Origin of the sequence: Thermohalobaculum sediminis (assembly GCF_023487995.1) — a bacterium.
Taxonomy (GTDB): Bacteria; Pseudomonadota; Alphaproteobacteria; order Rhodobacterales; family Rhodobacteraceae; genus Thermohalobaculum; species Thermohalobaculum sediminis.
The window spans coordinates 163,272-180,178 of record NZ_JAMFKN010000002.1; the positions used below are offsets into that span (position 1 = coordinate 163,272).

Annotated in this window: 15 protein-coding genes; 2 read left to right on the forward strand and 13 right to left on the reverse strand. The window is 69.8% G+C overall.

Going from position 1 to position 16,907, the window contains the following annotated elements:
• Nucleotides 1–10: 10 nt before the first annotated feature.
• From M1105_RS04700 to M1105_RS04720, 5 genes are all read right to left on the reverse strand, one after another.
• A complete protein-coding gene (locus tag M1105_RS04700) occupies nt 11–928 on the reverse strand; it encodes an alpha/beta fold hydrolase (protein WP_249579193.1) in 918 nt (305 codons plus the stop codon).
• Nucleotides 925–2,739, reverse strand: coding sequence for an allophanate hydrolase (atzF, locus tag M1105_RS04705; RefSeq protein WP_249579194.1), 1,815 nt, complete (start codon nt 2,737–2,739; stop codon nt 925–927). The genes M1105_RS04700 and atzF overlap by 4 nt, the downstream gene beginning before the upstream one ends.
• 230 nt (nt 2,740–2,969) lie before the next feature.
• Nucleotides 2,970–4,124, reverse strand: a complete 1,155-nt coding sequence (locus tag M1105_RS04710) for an autotransporter outer membrane beta-barrel domain-containing protein (RefSeq protein WP_249579195.1) — start codon at nt 4,122–4,124, stop codon at nt 2,970–2,972.
• Nucleotides 4,125–4,172: 48 nt separating this feature from the next.
• Complete coding sequence (locus M1105_RS04715; RefSeq protein WP_249579196.1) at nt 4,173–4,478, reverse strand: hypothetical protein; 306 nt, start codon at nt 4,476–4,478, stop codon at nt 4,173–4,175.
• A 9-nt stretch (nt 4,479–4,487) separates the two neighbouring features.
• A complete protein-coding gene (locus M1105_RS04720; RefSeq protein ID WP_249579197.1) occupies nt 4,488–4,919 on the reverse strand; it encodes a hypothetical protein in 432 nt (143 codons plus the stop codon).
• 352 nt (nt 4,920–5,271) lie between these two features.
• Between M1105_RS04720 and M1105_RS04725 the strand changes: the two genes are divergently transcribed.
• On the forward strand, nt 5,272–6,666 hold the full coding sequence (locus M1105_RS04725; protein WP_249579198.1) for an amidase family protein: 1,395 nt from the start codon (nt 5,272–5,274) through the stop codon (nt 6,664–6,666).
• Nucleotides 6,667–6,782: 116 nt separating this feature from the next.
• Here the strand turns inward: M1105_RS04725 and ccoP are convergent, their stop codons facing one another.
• The 5 genes from ccoP to fnrL all read right to left on the reverse strand — a co-directional run bounded on the left by ccoP (nt 6,783) and on the right by fnrL (nt 11,181).
• Nucleotides 6,783–7,655: a cytochrome-c oxidase, cbb3-type subunit III gene (gene ccoP / locus M1105_RS04730; protein WP_249579199.1), complete on the reverse strand. Its 873-nt coding sequence runs from the start codon at nt 7,653–7,655 to the stop codon at nt 6,783–6,785.
• A gap of 3 nt (nt 7,656–7,658) precedes the next feature.
• The gene (locus M1105_RS04735; RefSeq protein ID WP_249579200.1) at nt 7,659–7,823 is read right to left on the reverse strand and encodes a cbb3-type cytochrome c oxidase subunit 3; all 165 of its coding nucleotides are present in this window, start codon (nt 7,821–7,823) and stop codon (nt 7,659–7,661) included.
• Nucleotides 7,824–7,835: 12 nt separating this feature from the next.
• A complete protein-coding gene (gene ccoO, locus M1105_RS04740) occupies nt 7,836–8,573 on the reverse strand; it encodes a cytochrome-c oxidase, cbb3-type subunit II (protein ID WP_249579201.1) in 738 nt (245 codons plus the stop codon).
• A 13-nt stretch (nt 8,574–8,586) separates the two neighbouring features.
• Nucleotides 8,587–10,203 (reverse strand): cytochrome-c oxidase, cbb3-type subunit I, encoded by a 1,617-nt coding sequence (gene ccoN / locus M1105_RS04745; protein ID WP_249579202.1) that lies wholly within the window; start codon nt 10,201–10,203, stop codon nt 8,587–8,589.
• Nucleotides 10,204–10,434: 231 nt separating this feature from the next.
• The gene (gene fnrL / locus M1105_RS04750) at nt 10,435–11,181 is read right to left on the reverse strand and encodes a transcriptional regulator FnrL (RefSeq protein ID WP_249579666.1); all 747 of its coding nucleotides are present in this window, start codon (nt 11,179–11,181) and stop codon (nt 10,435–10,437) included.
• 70 nt (nt 11,182–11,251) lie between these two features.
• Here fnrL and hemN point away from each other — a divergent pair, with 70 nt between their 5' ends.
• Nucleotides 11,252–12,649: an oxygen-independent coproporphyrinogen III oxidase gene (gene hemN, locus M1105_RS04755; RefSeq protein ID WP_249579203.1), complete on the forward strand. Its 1,398-nt coding sequence runs from the start codon at nt 11,252–11,254 to the stop codon at nt 12,647–12,649.
• Nucleotides 12,650–12,696: 47 nt separating this feature from the next.
• Here the strand turns inward: hemN and M1105_RS04760 are convergent, their stop codons facing one another.
• The 3 genes from M1105_RS04760 to M1105_RS04770 all read right to left on the reverse strand — a co-directional run bounded on the left by M1105_RS04760 (nt 12,697) and on the right by M1105_RS04770 (nt 16,900).
• On the reverse strand, nt 12,697–14,037 hold the full coding sequence (locus M1105_RS04760; protein WP_249579204.1) for an aspartate aminotransferase family protein: 1,341 nt from the start codon (nt 14,035–14,037) through the stop codon (nt 12,697–12,699).
• An 89-nt stretch (nt 14,038–14,126) separates the two neighbouring features.
• Nucleotides 14,127–15,662 carry a malonate--CoA ligase gene (locus tag M1105_RS04765; protein WP_249579205.1) on the reverse strand — a complete coding sequence of 512 codons (1,536 nt, stop codon included), beginning with the start codon at nt 15,660–15,662 and terminating at the stop codon, nt 14,127–14,129.
• Nucleotides 15,659–16,900 (reverse strand): malonyl-CoA decarboxylase, encoded by a 1,242-nt coding sequence (locus tag M1105_RS04770; protein ID WP_249579206.1) that lies wholly within the window; start codon nt 16,898–16,900, stop codon nt 15,659–15,661. The genes M1105_RS04765 and M1105_RS04770 overlap by 4 nt, the downstream gene beginning before the upstream one ends.
• Nucleotides 16,901–16,907 lie beyond the last annotated feature (7 nt).

Sequence of the window (16,907 nt, forward strand, 5' to 3'; positions counted from 1 at the left end):
CCTCGGGCGGTCAGCCGCCGGCGGGGTCGCGCCCGTGCCGCAGGGCCATCGCGCGGGCATCGAGCACGGCGCTCGCCCAGTCGGCGGGTCGCTCCTGCGGCAGGTTGTGCCCGGCACCCTGCCAGACGCGGTGCTCGTGCGGCCCGGCAAAGCGGTGGGCGTGGTGCGCCGTGCCGGGGTTCACGCCGTCGCTTGCGCCATCGATCGTGATCGCGGGCACGGTGATCGGGGGCTGCGCCACCAGCCGCGTCTCGATATGGGCGACGGCGGGGTCGCCCGGCACAAGCCCGAAGCGGTGGCGGTAGGAGTGGATCACCACTTCGACGAAATCGGGGTTGTCGAAGGCGGCCGCGCTGCGCTCGAAGGTGGCGGCGTCGAAACCCCATTCCGGCGACCACATCCGCCACAGCAGCCGCGCCACCGCGCGCCGGTCGCGCATGAGCCCGCGCCGACCGCGTTCCGAGTGGAAATAGTACTGGTACCAGAGCGCCGCCTCCTCCTCGGGCGGCCGCGGCTCCCAGGACCGGGGGATGTCCTGGATGTTGTAGGAATTGCCCGAGACCAGCGCCGTCACCCGCTCGGGCCACAGCGCCGCGACGATGCAGGCGGCGCGCCCGCCCCAGTCATAGCCGCCCAGCACCGCGCGCCCGATCCCCAGCGCGTCCATCAGCGCCCCGAGATCCGCCGCCAGCGCCGCCTGCTCGCCCGAGCGCGGCGTCGCCGCCGACAGAAACCGCGTGGGGCCGTAGCCGCGCAGGAACGGCACGATCACCCGCGCGCCCGCCGCCGCGAGGATCGGCGCACACTCGGCATAGGCGTGCGGGTCATAGGGAAAGCCGTGCCCCAGGATGCAGGGCCAGCCATCGGGCGCGCCGGTCTCGAAATAGGCGATCTCGAGCACGCCCGCCCGCACCGTTTTCCGCATCATGGGCCTGCCCCCTGCCCTTCCTCGCGCGCCACGACGGCGCGCCAGTCGCCCAGTGCTGTCACGTCCTCGGCCCCGGCCACACCCGCGGCCTCGCACAGGAACCCCTTGGGCGTCGTGCCGTCCCCGAGCCGCAGTGTCCCGAGGCCCAGCGGCGGCGGTATCGCCGCAAGGAAGCGCCCGACCGCGGCCTCGGGCATCGCCCAGACCTCGACCGCCACCGCCCCGCCCTCGCCCCCCGCGACCCGCACCAGCCCGGGGCGCGCGGGCGGGCCGCCCGGCAGCGCGTAGAGCCGATAGTCCGGCCGGGTGCGCGCCGCCCGCAGGAAGCGCGCGCCGAGGGCGGTCAGATCCCGGTTGAGCGCCATGCCCGACATGTGCGCGCCGAAGACCGCGATCTCGATCTCGCCGGGCTGGGCACGCGCGGGCAGCGGTGCGGGCTCGGACACCGGCCAGCCGGTCGCGCCGAGGGTGCGTCCGCCCGCCGCCTCGAAGGTGCGCGCCACGGAGGCAACCAGCGCATCCCGTCCGGCGGCAGCAAGCAGCGTGACGCCGCCCGGCCGGCCGTCGCCGCGCGGCGCGGTCGGCACCGCGATGCCGCAGAGGTTCATGAGGTTCACGAAATTGGTGTAGGTGCCCAGCATGCTGTTCGGCCCGACCGGATCGGCCTCGACCTCGGCGCGCGTCACGAAGGTGGGGATCGAGGGCACGCACAGCATGTCGACCTGCGCCATCGCGGGCTCGGCCGCGCGTTTGAGTTCCTCGAGCCGATAGATGCCGCGGAAGGCGTCGGCCGCGCTCAGCGCCTCGGCCTTGCCGACGATCGAACGGGTCACCGGGTGGACCGCCTCCGGGTCGCGCGCCATCAGCTCGCCGATCACCGTGTGACGCTCGGCCACCCAGGCGCCCTCGTAGAGCATCTCGGCCACCGCGAAGAAGGGCGTGAAGTCCAGTTCGACCACCTGCGCGCCCGCATCCGCGAGCGCCGCCACCGACGCGCGGAACGAAGCCTCCTGCGCCGCGTCGCCATGGAACCTGATGCTCGCGCGGTCGGGGATGCCGATCCGCACCACCGGCGGCGGCGCGGCCAGCGGCGGCACGGCGATGCGGCGCGAGAAGGCGTCGCCCTCGTCGTAGCCGGCCGCCGCGCGGAAGGCCGCGTAGGCATCATCGACCGTGAGGGCGAAGACCGAGACCGTGTCGAGCGTCCGGCAGGCCGGCACGACCCCGCCCGCCGAGAGCGCGCCGAGGCTGGGCTTGAGGCCCACGATATTGTTGAGCGCGGCCGGAACGCGGCCCGAGCCGGCGGTGTCGGTGCCGAGCGCGAAGCTCACGATGCCGCGGGCCACCGCGACGGCCGAGCCCGAGGACGAGCCGCCAGGCACGATCGCGGGGTCGATGGCGTTCAGCGGCACCGGGTGGGGCGTGCGCACGCCCACGAGCCCCGTGGCGAACTGGTCGAGATTGGTCTTGCCGATCACCAGCGCCCCCGCCGCGCGGAGCCGGGCAACCACGAAGGCGTCGCGCCGGGCGCGGTAGGCGAAGGCCGGGCACGCGGCTGTCGTGGGCGCTCCCGCGACGTCGATGTTGTCCTTGACCGCGAATGGCATGCCCCAGAGCGGCCGGTCCGGATCGAAGGCGCCGAGCGCGCGGGCCTCGGCGGCCACCTCGGCCTCGGCGCGCTGGTGTAGGAAGATGCCCGGGTCTCCCGACGCCGCGATCCGGCCGAAGACCTCGGCCACGACGGCCTCGGGCTTCAGCCCCGCGGCATAGGCGGCCCTGAGCGCGCCGAGCGTGAACGGCTGGTCCTGCATGCCTTCCCCTCATCCTTCGGCCGCGGCGCGCGCGCCCCGACCGCCACCGCGCCGGCGCCGCGATCGTTGCAGAGCCACGCCGGGAATTGAAGCGCGTTTCGCAACGCCGGGCGGGGTCGTCGGGTCGGGCTGGACGCGCGGGTGTAGTGAGACGGCGGCGCGGATGGGGCGCGCGCAAGAAGAAGGGCGCCCACAAGGGCGCCCTTTGCGTCCGATGGCCGGCCGCTAGCTCAGAACGCGTAGTCGAGGCGCCCCAGGAAGCCGTGCTGGGTCGAGTTCGAGGCGTAGCCGCCGTTGTATTCCAGCATGACGCGCAGCCGCTCGTTCAGGCTGACGCCGCCCAGCGCCCGCAGCCCGATGAAGTCATCGTCCGGCGACGAGAGCAGCGAGGTGAGCGCGCCCCCGTTGATCGCGACCGACTGGCCGTCGGCGAGGAAGTCATGGTTGTAGGTGGCCTCGAGCATGCCGAAGTAGATGTTGCCCTCGGCCTCCTTGCTCAGCGAGACGCGGCCGCCCAGCGTGGTCACCAGCCGGTCGTCGTCGAAGCTCGACACCGCGAGGCCGCCCGACTCGGTGAAGGAATCGACATCGTTGAAGCCGTAGGAGAGCCCCACGAACGGCCCCGCCTGCAGATCGACGCCCAAGCCCTCGTCGACCGGGAACTTGTCGAACTGGTACCCAACCTCGAGATCGGCCGAGAAGACCATCCCGTCGGGGTCGCCGCTGAAAACCTGCCCGCCGGAGACGCGGGTCTGGTCGTAGTCGATATAGCCGAGCGAGAAGCCAAGCTCGCCATGCAGCTGGCCCATGCCGCCCATCGGCGCCGCGCCATAGGCGTAGATCGACCCGGTATAGCCGTCGGCATCGACATCGCCGGCATTGGCATCGACATCGGCGCTGACCCGCTGGAAGCTGAAGGCCGCGCCCACCGCGATGTCGGCACCGCCGACCATGCCGGCCGGAAGCTGGTAGTCCGCACCGATCGTCACGCCGCCGCCGGTGTAGTCGAACCCGGCGCTGCTGCCCTTGCGGTCGAAGTTGCCGAACTCGCCGTTCACCGCGCCATAGACCCGGAGCGGGATCTTGCCGAGCGAGGCATCGAGGCTCATGACCTGCGAGTTCTCGGACATCCGCGCGACCTGCTCGACCGCGATGCGTGCGCCCGGATCGACGGTGGTGAACTGGCCGACGACGCGGCGGTGGCTGTTCATGATCAGCGCGGCGACGTCGCGATAGACGTTCAGGAAGCCGTGCGGGTTGCTCCCGCCGCCGTTGATCGGGGTGCCGCCAACGCCGGCGAAGGCGAAGATGAAGGTGTTCGGCGTGCCCTCGGTCGCGCCGCCCTCGGTATCGGGCTGTCCGAGCGAATAGACCTCGGCGCCCACCGCCGCCAGCGCCGCCAGGGCTTCCGCTTCGCTGCCCGCGGCGCCGTATTAAATCGTGAAGGTCTGCACCTCGCCCGGGGCGAGGCCGCCGAAGTCGAAATCGAACACCGCGCCATGATCCGACGGCCCGTTGTCGACGAAGTCCGTGTTCACGGTCTCGGGGTTGACCGAACCTGCCGGAACGTTGGGATTGCCATCGGCAAAGCCGTTGTCGCTGGAAAAGATCAGGTTCGTGGCCGAGGTGCCCTGGATGGTGACGAACTCGTCGAACTCGGTCGGCGGCACGTCCCAGTCCATCGCGCGGCGGTAGACCAGACGGACGATGCTCTCGGTGCCGATGTTCGTGATCGTCACGTCCACCTGTTAGAGGTTCGCGGTCGCCGCCGCGGGGCTGTAGGCGTGGGTGACGTTCAGGATCTTGTCGCCGTTGCCGACATCGACCGACGCGACCGCCGAACTGCCGGCGGAGCCAAGCAGCGTGCCCGTCCCGTCGACCGTGAGGTTCGCATTGAAGAGGTTGGCGTCCGAGAAGGCCTCGCCCGCCTTGCCGAAATAGTCCGTTCCGAGATCCGCGACGCCCCAGCCCTCGCAGAAGCAGCCGGGCGCGAGGGCTTCGCCAAACGTCGGAATATAGGTCAGGCCAATGAAGCCGGATTCGCTCGAGACGATCAGGTTCCCCTGGGGGTTGACCCCGAGCGCGATCAGGCCGTTGTCGATCAGGCTTTGCGCCTGAGCGGCGCCGGCCATGACGCCGGCGAGAGCGGTGCTGCACAGAAGGATTCTAACAGGCTTCATGGTGTTCCCCCCGGAACGTGAACGCGAAACGATACGTTAACGAAAAATTTACCTGACGTTGCGTTATCCGCAATTCCTTCCTTCGGCTTCTCTCCATCTTTCCAGTTTGGCGGAAAGACTGTGGCATCTTTGCTAGTGCGGTCACTGAATGGCGTCACCCCGCCCCGCCGTTGCGTCGTGGGCAATGACCCTGAGTGGCCCCGCGACGACGGCTGTCCTCAGCGCGGCCGAGGGGTTCCGGCACCGCGCCGCCCGGCATGTTGGCCGGCTGCGACAGGCCGAGACGGCGGGTCGATTGACGGCGGCTTCCCCGACGGCAAGGATCGGGCGAAAGCGACGGGAGGGGTAGCGCATGACGGAACTCTGGAAACATTCGGCCGAGACGCTCGCGGCGCTCGTGCGCAACCGCGAGGTCAGCGCGCAGGAAGTGGCGCGCAGCGCGCTCGCCCGGCTCGCGGCCGTGAACCCCGCCATCAACGCGGTGGTCACCGAGTTTCCGGCCGAGGCGCTGGCCGAGGCGGGACGGGTGGACGCGGCGCTGGCGCGCGGCGAGTCGGCCGGGCCGCTCGCGGGCGTTCCGGTCACGGTGAAGGTCAATGTCGACATGGCCGGTCACGCCACGACGAATGGCCTGCGCCTGCAACGCGACCTGATCGCCGGGACGGACAACCCGGTCGTCGCCAATCTGCGGCGGGCGGGCGCGGTGATCGTGGGACAGACGAACACGCCCGCCTTTTCGCTCAGGTGGTTCACGCGCAACAGCCTCCACGGGGCAACCCTCAACCCGCATGATCGCGGGCTGACGCCGGGCGGGTCGTCGGGCGGCGCCGGGGCCGCGGTGGCCGCGGGGATCGGGGCGATCGCGCATGGCACGGACATCGCGGGCTCGATCCGCTACCCGGCCTATGCCTGCGGCGTGCATGGCCTGAGGCCCGGTCTCGGGCGGATCGCCGCGCACAACTTCACGGGGCCCGACCGCACGATGGGCGCGCAGCTCACGGCCGTGTCGGGGCCGCTTGCGCGGCGCATCGGCGACCTTCGCCTCGCCTTCGCGGCGATGTCGGCGCCCGACCCGCGCGACCCGTGGTGGATGCCTGCGCCCGCCGCGATGCCCGAGCCGCCGCGCCGCGTCGCGCTCTGCCTCGCGCCGGACGGGATGCCCACGGCCCCCGAGGTCGCCGACGCCCTGCGCGCCGCCGCCGCCGCGCTGGCCGCGGCCGGGTGGGAGGTCGAGGAATGCGCGCCGCCATCCTTCCGCGATGCTGCCCGGATCAACATGACGCTGTGGATGGAGGAGTTCCGCGTCTCGGGCCTGCCGAAGCTCGACACGGAGGCGGATCCGGATGCGCGGATCGTTGCCGCCGCGCTCAGGGCTGTCGCGGCGAAGGGGGGCGAGCCGCTCGACGCACTGCGCGAGCGCGCGACGCTGCTGCGCGACTGGCAGCTCTTCCTCGAGGACTGGCCCGTGCTGCTATGTCCGGTCTCCGCCGAACCCCCGTTCCCCGACCTGCTGGACGTCGCGGGCGAGGCGGCCTTCGCGCGCGTCTCCGAGGCGCAGCTCACGCAAGTGGGACTGCCCGCGCTGGGCCTGCCCGGCCTGACGGTCGCGACCGGCTCGCCGGGCCACCCGATGGGCGTGCAGCTGATCGCTGGAAGGTGCCGCGAGGAGACCCTACTCGACGCGGGCGCGATCATCGAGGCCCACAACCCGCCGATCGGGCCAGTCGACCCCTTCGCGAGGTCCTGAGGCGGGATGCCCGCGACGCCCGGCGGCGGAACGAGAAAGCCCGGCCGCGAGGCCGGGCGAGAAGTTCTGGGGTCTGCATTGCGGCCGCCCGGGATCGCTCCCGGACGGACCGAGGGTCATTGGCCTCCGCCGAGGCCGTGAACGTAGATGGCGACCTGCTTGATCTGGGCGTCGCCGAGGCGTCCGCTCCAGCCGGGCATCACGCCACCGCGGGAATTGGTGATCGACTCGATCACCCGCGCGCGGTCCGAGCCGTAGAGCCAGATCGCGTCCGTCAGGTTCGGCGCACCCAGCGCGGGCTCGCCCATGCCGCCCTCGCCATGGCAGGCGGCGCAGTTGTCGGCATAGATCGTCGCCCCCTCCTCGGTCGCGTCGGCCTTGCCGCTCAGCGAGAGCACGTGATCGGCCACCGCCGCGATCTCGTCGGCGCTGAGGATCTCGTCGCGGCCGAAGGCGGGCATCTCCGAGATCCGGGTGTCGTCGTCGCCGTCATACCGGATGCCGTGGCGGATCGTGGTCTCGATGTCGGTGAGCGTGCCGCCCCAGATCCAGTCGTCGTCGAGCAGGTTGGGATAGCCCGACGCCTGGACCCCCGCCGCGCCCGAGCCGTGGCACTGCGAGCAGTAGTTGCGGAAGATCGCGGCGCCGCCGGACTGTGCGAACTGCACGAGCTCGGCGTCGGAGGCGATCTCGTCGATGTCGAGGGAGGCGATCCGGTCGGTGAAGACGCGCTGCGCGGCCGCCGCCTCGTCGATCGCCTCGTGCACCGCGGCCCGGCTGGTATAGCCCAGCACGCCTGCCGTGGCATCGCTCACCAACGGCCATGCCGGATAGAGGATCGTGTAGATCACCCCCCAGACGATGGTGCCGTAGAAGGTCCAGAGCCACCAGCGTGGAAGCGGCGTGTTGAGCTCCTTGATCCCGTCCCATTCATGGCCGGTCGTCTCGGTCCCGCTGACCTCGTCGACCTCGTTCCTGTGATCAGCCATCGCTCACTCCCTCGGGCTGTCGTTGCGTAGCGGGATCTGCGCGATGTCGTCGTGGATCTTGCGCGAGCCGGGCCGGAAGGCCCAGGCCAACACGCCGAGGAAGAAGACGAACATCGCAAGCAGCACCCAGCTGTCGGCGATCTGGCGGAGAAGGCTGTAGGTTTCCATCGTTCCCTCCCGTCAGCGCAGGTTGGCGTCGGCGGTCGCCTCGTAGGTCGAGAAGTCGACCAGCGTGCCGAGCATCTGCAGATAGGCGATCAGTGCATCCAGCTCGGTGATCGCCGGCTGGCCGTCGAAGTTGCGAACCTGCGCCTTGGGGTAGCTGGCCAGAAGGTCCTCGACCGCCGCGTGATCCGGGTTGACCTGTGCCATGACATGGGTCCTGGCGTTGGCGATCTGCTCGTCGGTGTAGGGCACGCCCAGCGCCGCGTTGGTGCGCAGGTGGTCGGCGATATGCGCGAAGTCGAGCGGGGTCTCGGCCAGCCAGGGGTATTTCGGCATGACCGACTCTGGCACCAGCGCCTGGGGGTTTTCCATGTGGTCGACATGCCAGGCGTCCGAATAGCGCCCGCCGACGCGGGCGAGGTCGGGCCCCGTCCGCTTCGAGCCCCACTGGAAGGGCCGGTCGTACATCGACTCGGCCGCCAGCGAGTAATGGCCGTAGCGCTCGACCTCGTCGCGCATCGGCCGGATCATCTGGCTGTGGCAGACATAGCAGCCCTCGCGGACATAGATCTGCCGCCCCGCGAGCTCGAGAGGCGAGTAGGGACGCACCCCCTCGACCTTCTCGATGGTGTTCTGCAGCCAGAACAGCGGCGCGATCTCGACGATCCCGCCCACCGTCACCACGAGGAACGAGAGGACGAGCAGCAGCGTCGCGTGCTTCTCGATGGCCTTGTGCTTTTCCATGATGCTCATGGCCTGGCCCTCCTTATTCGGCCGCGACGGCGGCGGCTGTGGGCATGCGCTCGTCGCGCAGGCGACCGCGGATCGTCTGATAGAGGTTGAAGCACATGATGATCGCACCCGCGAGGAACAGGACGCCTCCGAAGCCGCGCACCAGATACATCGGGAACTTGGCAGCGACCGTGTCCGCGAACGAGTTCACGAGGAAGCCCTGGTCGTCGTATTCGCGCCACATCAGCCCTTCCATGATCCCGGTCACCCACATCGATGCCGCGTAGAGCACGATGCCGATGGTCGCGAGCCAGAAGTGCCAGTTCACCAGGCTGAGCGAGTAGAGCCGCTCACGGTTCCACAGCCGCGGCACGAGGAAGTAGAGCGCGCCGAAGGTGATCATGCCGTTCCAGCCAAGCGCACCGGAATGAACATGGCCGATCGTCCAGTCGGTGTAGTGGCTGAGCGAGTTCACGGCCTTGATGGACATCATCGGCCCCTCGAAGGTCGACATGCCGTAGAAGCCGATCGAGACGACCATCATGCGGATGATGGGATCGGTGCGCAGCTTGTCCCAGGCGCCCGAGAGCGTCATCAGCCCGTTGATCATGCCGCCCCAGGACGGCATCCACAGGATGATCGAGAACACCATCCCCAGCGTCGAGGCCCACTCCGGCAGCGCCGTGTAGTGCAGGTGGTGCGGACCGGCCCAGATGTAGAGGAAGATCAGCGCCCAGAAGTGCACGATCGAGAGCTTGTAGGAATAGACCGGGCGCTCGGCCTGCTTTGGCACGAAGTAGTACATCATGCCGAGGAAGCCCGCCGTCAGGAAGAAGCCGACCGCGTTGTGGCCATACCACCACTGCGTCATCGCGTCCTGCACGCCCGAGAAGGCCGAGTAGGAGGCCGAGCCGAACACCGACACCGGCAGCGCAAGGTTGTTCACCACATGCAGCATCGCCACCGTGACGATGAAGCTGAGGTAGAACCAGTTCGCGACGTAGATGTGCGGCTCCTTGCGCTTGATCAGCGTGCCCAGGAACACCGCGAGATAGGCGACCCAGACCACCGTGAGCCAGAGGTCCACATGCCAGGGCAGTTCGGCGTATTCCTTGCCCTGGCTGCCGCCGAGCACGTAGGACGTTGCCGCGAGCACGATGGTGAGCTGATAGCCCCAGAACACGAACCAGGCGAGGTTGCCACCCCACAGCCGCGCCGCCGAGGTCCGCTGCACGACGTAGAACGAGGTCGCGAGCAGCGCGTTGCCGCCGAATGCGAAGATCACCGCCGAGGTGTGCAGCGGTCTAAGCCGCCCAAAGCTCGTGAAGCTGAACCCGAGGTTCAGTTCGGGGAAAGCGAGCTGGAAGGCGATGTAGACGCCCGCGAGAAAGCCCACGACGCCCCACAGCGCCGTGGCGATCACGCCATAGCGGACGACGCCGTCCATGTAGCCTTCGGCCGGCGCGCCATCGCCGTTCGGCATGCGGTTCGGCAGGTCCGACCGCTTGATGGTGTAGATGAACAGACCGACCGCGACGATGAAGACGGTCAGCGCATTGACCATGTAGGCCACGTCATGCGCCATGTTCGCGGCATAGGCCGCGAGAACCGCGATCACCCCCAGGGCGGCGAGCTTTATGACAATACCCATATCGCTTTCCCCGTGTGGCAGCAGTCACGGCAGCCGGAGTCGGCGGCCGCGCCCTCACGGTCTTCTCGCGGACGCAACAGGGATCGACCTTGATCTGCATCAACGCCGGGTGCGGCGCGAGGGCGCGGCGCCGCGCCGCGCGCAGACCCGCTCCGGGCGGCGAGCGGGACCTCCGCCCGGTGCAAGCGGATCAGAAAGCAGCGATAGTGGCAGGGAGGCTGCGCCGGGGGATCAGTCGATCATGCCGCCGTCGGCGTCTTCGCCCGCGGCGTCGAGCAACACGACGAAATCCGGCACGAGGCATCGGCGGGCATCGGCGAACTCGACGACCCCGTCCTTCTTGAGCGCGGTGATCTGCCGGCTCACGGTCTCGATCGTCAGGCCCAGGTAATCGGCCATCTGCTCGCGCGTGAGCGGCAGGTCGAACGCGAAGCCGTCATCCGCATGGGTGTTGTGGGCGCTCGCCGCACGGCGGGCGAGGATGGCGAGGAAGGTCGCGATCTTCTCGCGCGCCGACTTCCGGCCGAGCAGCAGCATCCAGTCGCGCGCCGCGTCGAGCTCGTCGAGCGTCATCTCGAGCAGGCGCTTCTCCAGCACCGGCGTGTCCCTGAGCAGCCGCTCGAACCGGGTCCGGTTGAACAGGCAAAGCCGCACCGGCGTCACCGCGATCGCGTCATAGGGCGCGATCGGGCGCATCGGGCGCCCGACGAAGTCCGACGCGAACATCAGGCCGACCATCTGCCGCCGTCCGTCCGGCATCGTCTTGGAGAGCGACACGACGCCATCGACCACCGAGCCGAGGAAATCCGTGCGCTCGCCGGCCGCGACGATCTCCTGCCCGGGCTCGTAGTTGCGGTAGAACTTGATGGCGTCGAGCAGGCTCAGCTCCTGCGGCCCGCAATACGAGCAGACGGCGCGGTGACGGATGGCACAGTCGGCGCATCGATCGTGCTGCTTGCGCAGGTTCGGGGCGATCATGCGCTCGGTGCCGGACATTCATTCCTCTCAGCAACTGATTTCAGTCTGCGGATTCGCTTGATCTGCGTCAATGAGAACCGGCTTCAGACATGTCTTTGTGCTCGGCATGATGAGCCATGTCACAGCCTTCGATACCGACGCGCTCGAACGCAGCGTGCCGCGTTATACCAGCTATCCGACCGCTCCGCACTTCACCGAAGGCGTGTGCGGCGCAACATATCGTCGCTGGCTGGCCGGGCTTGCGCCCGATGCGCCGGTGTCGCTCTACCTGCACGTGCCCTTCTGCGACGAGCTGTGCTGGTTCTGCGCCTGCCGCACGCAGGGATCGCGAAACTACCGCCCCGTGTCGCGCTATCTCGACCTGCTGATCGCCGAGATCGCCATGGTGGCGGAGCTGGTGGGGCCGAGGCGCCCGGTCAGCCAGATGCACTGGGGCGGCGGCTCACCGACGATCCTCTCGCCCGATGACATGGTGCGGCTCGCGGCTGCGATGCATCGTCATTTCCCGTCGAGCAGGGGCGCGGAGTTCGCCGTCGAGATCGACCCGCGCGACATGACGGGGCCGCGGCTCGACGCGCTGGCCGAGGCGGGGCTCACCCGCGCCTCGATCGGCGTGCAGGACTTCGAGCCGCGCGTGCAGGAGGCGATCGGCCGCCGGCAAGGCTACGATATCACCCGCAAGGTGGTCGAGGGGCTGCGCGAGCGCGGCGTGACCGGGATCAACATCGACCTTCTCTATGGTCTGCCGGGCCAGACGGCCGAGACGCTGATGAGCACGATCGAGAAGGTGATCGGACTTGCGCCGGACCGGCTCGCGCTGTTCGGCTATGCACATGTGCCCTGGATGGCGCGCCGGCAGAAGATGATCGACGAATCGATCCTCCCCGGCACGACGCTGCGGCGCCGGCAGGCGGCGCTGGCCGCGCAGATGCTGCGCGAGGCGGGCTACATCCCCATAGGGATCGACCATTTCGCCAAGCCCGGCGACGCGATGGCCAAGGCTGCCGCGGATCGAACGCTGCGGCGCAACTTCCAGGGCTACACCGTCGATTCGGCCGTCGCGCTGATCGGCATGGGGGCGTCCGCCATCGGCTCACTGCCGCAGGGATATGTCCAGAACGATCCCTCGACCGCAGCCTATCAGAAGGCGATCGAAGCGGACGAGCTGGCGACCGCGCGCGGCAAGGCGTTCACAGCCGACGATCTCGCGCGGCGTGACGCCATCGAGCAGATCCTCTGCCACTTCTCGCTCGATCTCGACGCGCTGAGGGCGCGGCATGGGGTCGCCGCAACGCCGGTCATCGAGGTCGCCGAGGCCATCATCGCCGCGGCGCCGCAGGGTGCGCTGGTGTCGGGCCCGCAGGGATTCACCATCGCCGACGACTGGCGCGCCCATACCCGGCTGGTGGCGGCCGAGTTCGACGCCTATTTCCAGAGCCGCCCGGCCAGGCACAGCCTCGCGGTCTGAGGCGCGGCGGGCCGCGACGGCGCGCGCGCGCGGCGCCGCCGGTTCGCTCAGGCGACCCTGGCGACGGCGAGCGCGCTGTCGATTGCAGGGCCGAGCTTGTCGACGATCTCGCCGATCTGGCGCACCTCGAGGATGTAGGGCGGCGCGATCAGCACGTGATCGCCGTGCTGGCCATCGACCGTCCCACCCATCGGATAGACCATCAGGCCATTCGCGAAGGCCGCCTTCTTGATCTTCGCGGCGATGCCCAGCGCGGGATCGAAGGGGGCCTTGGTCTCCTTGTCCGCCACCAGCTCGATGCCGAGGAACAGCCCCCGCCCGCGGATGTCGCCCACCGCCCAATGCTGGCCGAACGCCGCTTCGAGCGCCGCGCGCAGCTTCGCCCCGGTCTCGCGCACGCGCGCGAGCAGGTCCCGCCCCTCGATCTCGTCCATGACCGCAAGCGATCCCGCGCAGGCCGCCGGGTGGCCCAGATAGGTGTGGCCGTGCTGGAAGAAGCCCGAGCCCGCCTCGATCGTGCGGTAGATCTCACCCGAGCACAGCATCGCGCCGATCGGCTGGATGCCGGCGCCCAAGCCCTTGGCGATGCAGATGATGTCGGGCGCGATCCCGTCCGCCTCGCAGGCGAAGAGATGGCCGGTCCGGCCCATGCCGCACATCACCTCGTCGAGGATCAGCAGCACGCCGTGCCGGTCGCAGATCTCGCGGATCCGTTTGAAATAGCCGGGCACGGCGGGCACCGCACCCATGGTGGCACCCACCACCGGCTCGGCGATGAAGGCCGCAACCGTCTCGGGGCCCAGCTCGCGGATCTTCTCGTCGAGCTCGTTTGCCACGCGCTGGCCGTAATCCTCCGGGCTCTCGCCCGGCTCGGCCCAGCGCCAGTGGTGGCAAGGCGAGATGTGGTGCATGGCGCCCGTGAGCAGCGGCTGGAACTGCGCGCGCCGCCAGCGGTTGCCGCCGGCCGCGAGCGCCCCCAGCGTGTTGCCGTGATAGCTTTGCCAGCGGGCGACGACGTGGCGCCGCGCGCTCTCGCCCTTCTCCATGAAATACTGCCGCGCCAGCTTGATCGCGCTCTCGGTCGCCTCGGATCCGCCTGAGACGAAATAGACGCGCTCGATCCACTTCGGCGCCTTCGCGATCAGCCGGTCGGCGAGCGCTTCGGCGGGTTCGGAGGTGAAGAAGCTGGTATGCGCATAGGCGACCCGGTCGAGTTGCGCCTTCACCGCTTCGGTTACGGCGCGGGGCGAATGGCCCAGACACGAGACCGCAGCCCCGCCGCAGGCATCGAGATAGCGCCTGCCCGTGCTGTCGATCAGGTAGCAGCCATCGCCGCCCGCCACGGTGGGCAGGGCGGCCTTGGTGTGCCTGGGAAAGACGTGGGACATCGGTCTCCTCCCCTCTCGCGCCGCGGGTGCGCGGGCGATTTCGCCCCAGCCTAGACCGAAGCCCGGGGATTCGGAACCCGCCCGGCGGGTCAGGCGAAGGCGCCGGCGTGCTGGTCGCGGAGCTCCTTCTTCTGGACCTTGCCCATGGTGTTGCGCGGCAGGCTGTCGGCGAAGAACACGCGCTTGGGCTGCTTGAACTTGGCCAGCCGCTCGGAGAGCGGGCCGACGATGTCGGCCTCGGTCAGCGCCGCGCCCTTCGCGGGCACGACGACGGCGACGACGCCCTCGCCGAAATCGGGATGCGGCACGCCGATTACCGCCGACTCGAGCACGCCGGGGATGCGGTCGATCTCGCCCTCGACCTCCTTGGGATAGACATTGAAGCCGCCCGAGATGATCAGGTCCTTGCCGCGGCCCACGATCACGACATAGCCGCGGTCGTCGATCATGCCCAGATCGCCGGTGATGAACCAGCCATCGGGGCGCAGCTCCTCGGCGGTCTTCTCCGGCATCCGCCAGTAGCCCTTGAAGACGTTGGGGCCGCGCACCTCGATCATGCCGATCTCGCCCTGCGCGAGGGGGCGGCCGGTCTCGGGCTCGGTGATGCGCAACTCGACCCCGGCGAGCGGGAAGCCCACCGTCCCCGCTCGGCGCTCGCCGTCATAGGGGTTCGAGGTGTTCATCGAGCATTCGGTCATCCCGTAGCGCTCGAGGATGGCGTGGCCGGTGCGCGCCTCCCACTGCCGGTGCGTCTCGGCCAGCAGCGGCGCCGAACCCGAGATGAACAGCCGCATTCCCTTCGTCAGCTCGCGGTCGAGCCGGGGGTCGGCCAGCAGGCGCGTGTAGAAGGTCGGCACCCCCATCAGCGCGGTCGCGCGCGGGATGGCGCCAATCACCGCGTCGGCGTCGAACCTCTCCATCCAGATGAGCCGCGCGCCCGACACGATCGTTGTGTTGGTGGCCACGAACAGCCCGTGCGTGTGGAAGATCGGCAGCGCGTGGATCAGCACGTCGGCGGCGGTGAATGCCCAGGTCGCGGCCAGCACGCGCGCGTTCGACAAGAGGTTGTCGTGGCTCAGCATCGCTCCCTTCGAGCGTCCCGTCGTCCCCGAGGTGTAGAGGATCGCGGCCAGATCGTCCGGGCCGCGCGCGACGTCGCGGAAATCGTCGGCCGTCGCCGGCACGAGGCCGAGCAGGCTGCCTTGCGGCACGGCGCCGCCCTTCGACGCGCCCAGCGTCTCGAGCCGCGCGCCCACGCCCTCGGCCAGCGGGCGCAGCGCCGCCTCGCGTGCCGGGTCGCAGACCAGCAGCGCGGGCTCGGCATCGCCCACGAAATAGCCGATCTCGGCGGGCGTGTAGGCCGTGTTGAGCGGCAGGAACACCGCCCCAGCCCGCACCGCGCCGAGATAAAGCATCAGCGCCTCGATCGACTTCTCGACCTGCGCGGCAACCCGGTCGCCCGGCTTCACGCCCAGCCCGACCAGCGCCGCGGCGAAGCGGGCCGAGACCGCGTCGAGATCGGCATAGGTGTAGTGCCGCCCATCGCCCAGCTCGGCGAAGACGGCCGCCTCGCGGCCGCGGAAGCCCTGCCACAGACCGTCGATGAGATGGTTGACCCCGGTCATGCGCGCGCGCCTCCTGCCTGCCCTGCCTGCTTCACCAGCCGGCGCACCGCGGCGGAGTGCGCCACCTCGCCGCTCTCTGCGAACGCCTCGTGGTTCTTCTCGATGTCGCGAAGGTCGTAGAGGTAGTTGACCATCACCCCCCAGCCCTGCGCCTCGCCGCGCCCGGACGTGTCGGCGCCGAGATTGATCCGCTCGAGCCGCGCGCCGTTGCCGAGGTGGAAGCGCGCGACCGGATCGACCGGACCGCCCGAGGGGCGCTTGGCCTCAACCAGGTAGCGCGCGGCGAGCGGCCCCAGCGCGTCCGGCGCCGGCGCCTCGATGCCCTGGCGCCCCGCCCAGGCGCGCAGGCCCGGCACCGGCGAGAGGGTGACGAAGGTCTCGAGCGACGGGAAGGCGGCGCTCAGCTCCTCGACCACCTGCTTGATGAGGAAGTTGCCGAAGCTCACGCCTCTCAGCCCCTCCTGGCAGTTCGAGATCGAGTAGAACACCGCCGTGCGCGCCCGCGAGGGCTCGAGCGTCTCGCGCCCGGCGGCGAGGATCGGGCCGATCGCCGTGGGGATCTCGGCGGTCAGGGCGACCTCGACGAAGATCAGCGGCTCGCCGGGGAGTGCGGGATGGAAGAAGGCGTAGAGCTGCCGGTCCGGCGCCGCGACGCGCCGGCGCAGGTCGGACCAATCGTGGATCTCGTGGACCGCCTCGTATTCGATGATCTTCTCGAGGATGGCCGCGGGGGTGTTCCAGTCGATGCGCCGCAGTTCCAGGAAGCCGCGGTTGAACCACGAGGCGAAGAGGTGCCGGAAGTCCTCGTCCAGCGCGGCGAGCGCCGGCTCGTCGCGCAGATGGCGCAGCAGGTCCTCGCGCATCGCCACGAGGTCGGGCATCGCGCCGGGCGCGCGGTTGAGGCGGCGGATCAGCTCCTGGCTTCGGGGCTCGGCGGCGATGTGGAGGGCGCGCGCGTCCGTGTCCGAGCGCGAGGCGAGGTATTTCTCGACCGCGGCACCAAGCGTCGCCGCTTCGGCGCCAAGGCCGGTCGAGGCCTCGCGCAGGAAGTCGAGCCGCGCCTTTTCCCCGAGGGCGCGATAGGCGTCGAGGAAGGCCCGCGCGCGCGCCGTCCCGGACACCTCGCCCTCCGATCCGAGGATCGTGCGGGCCTGCTCGATCAGGGCCTTGGGCTCCTCGGCGCCGATCAGCGCGCGACCCGTCTCGGCGATCCGGGCGAGCATGTCGCCAAATCTCATCCCCGCG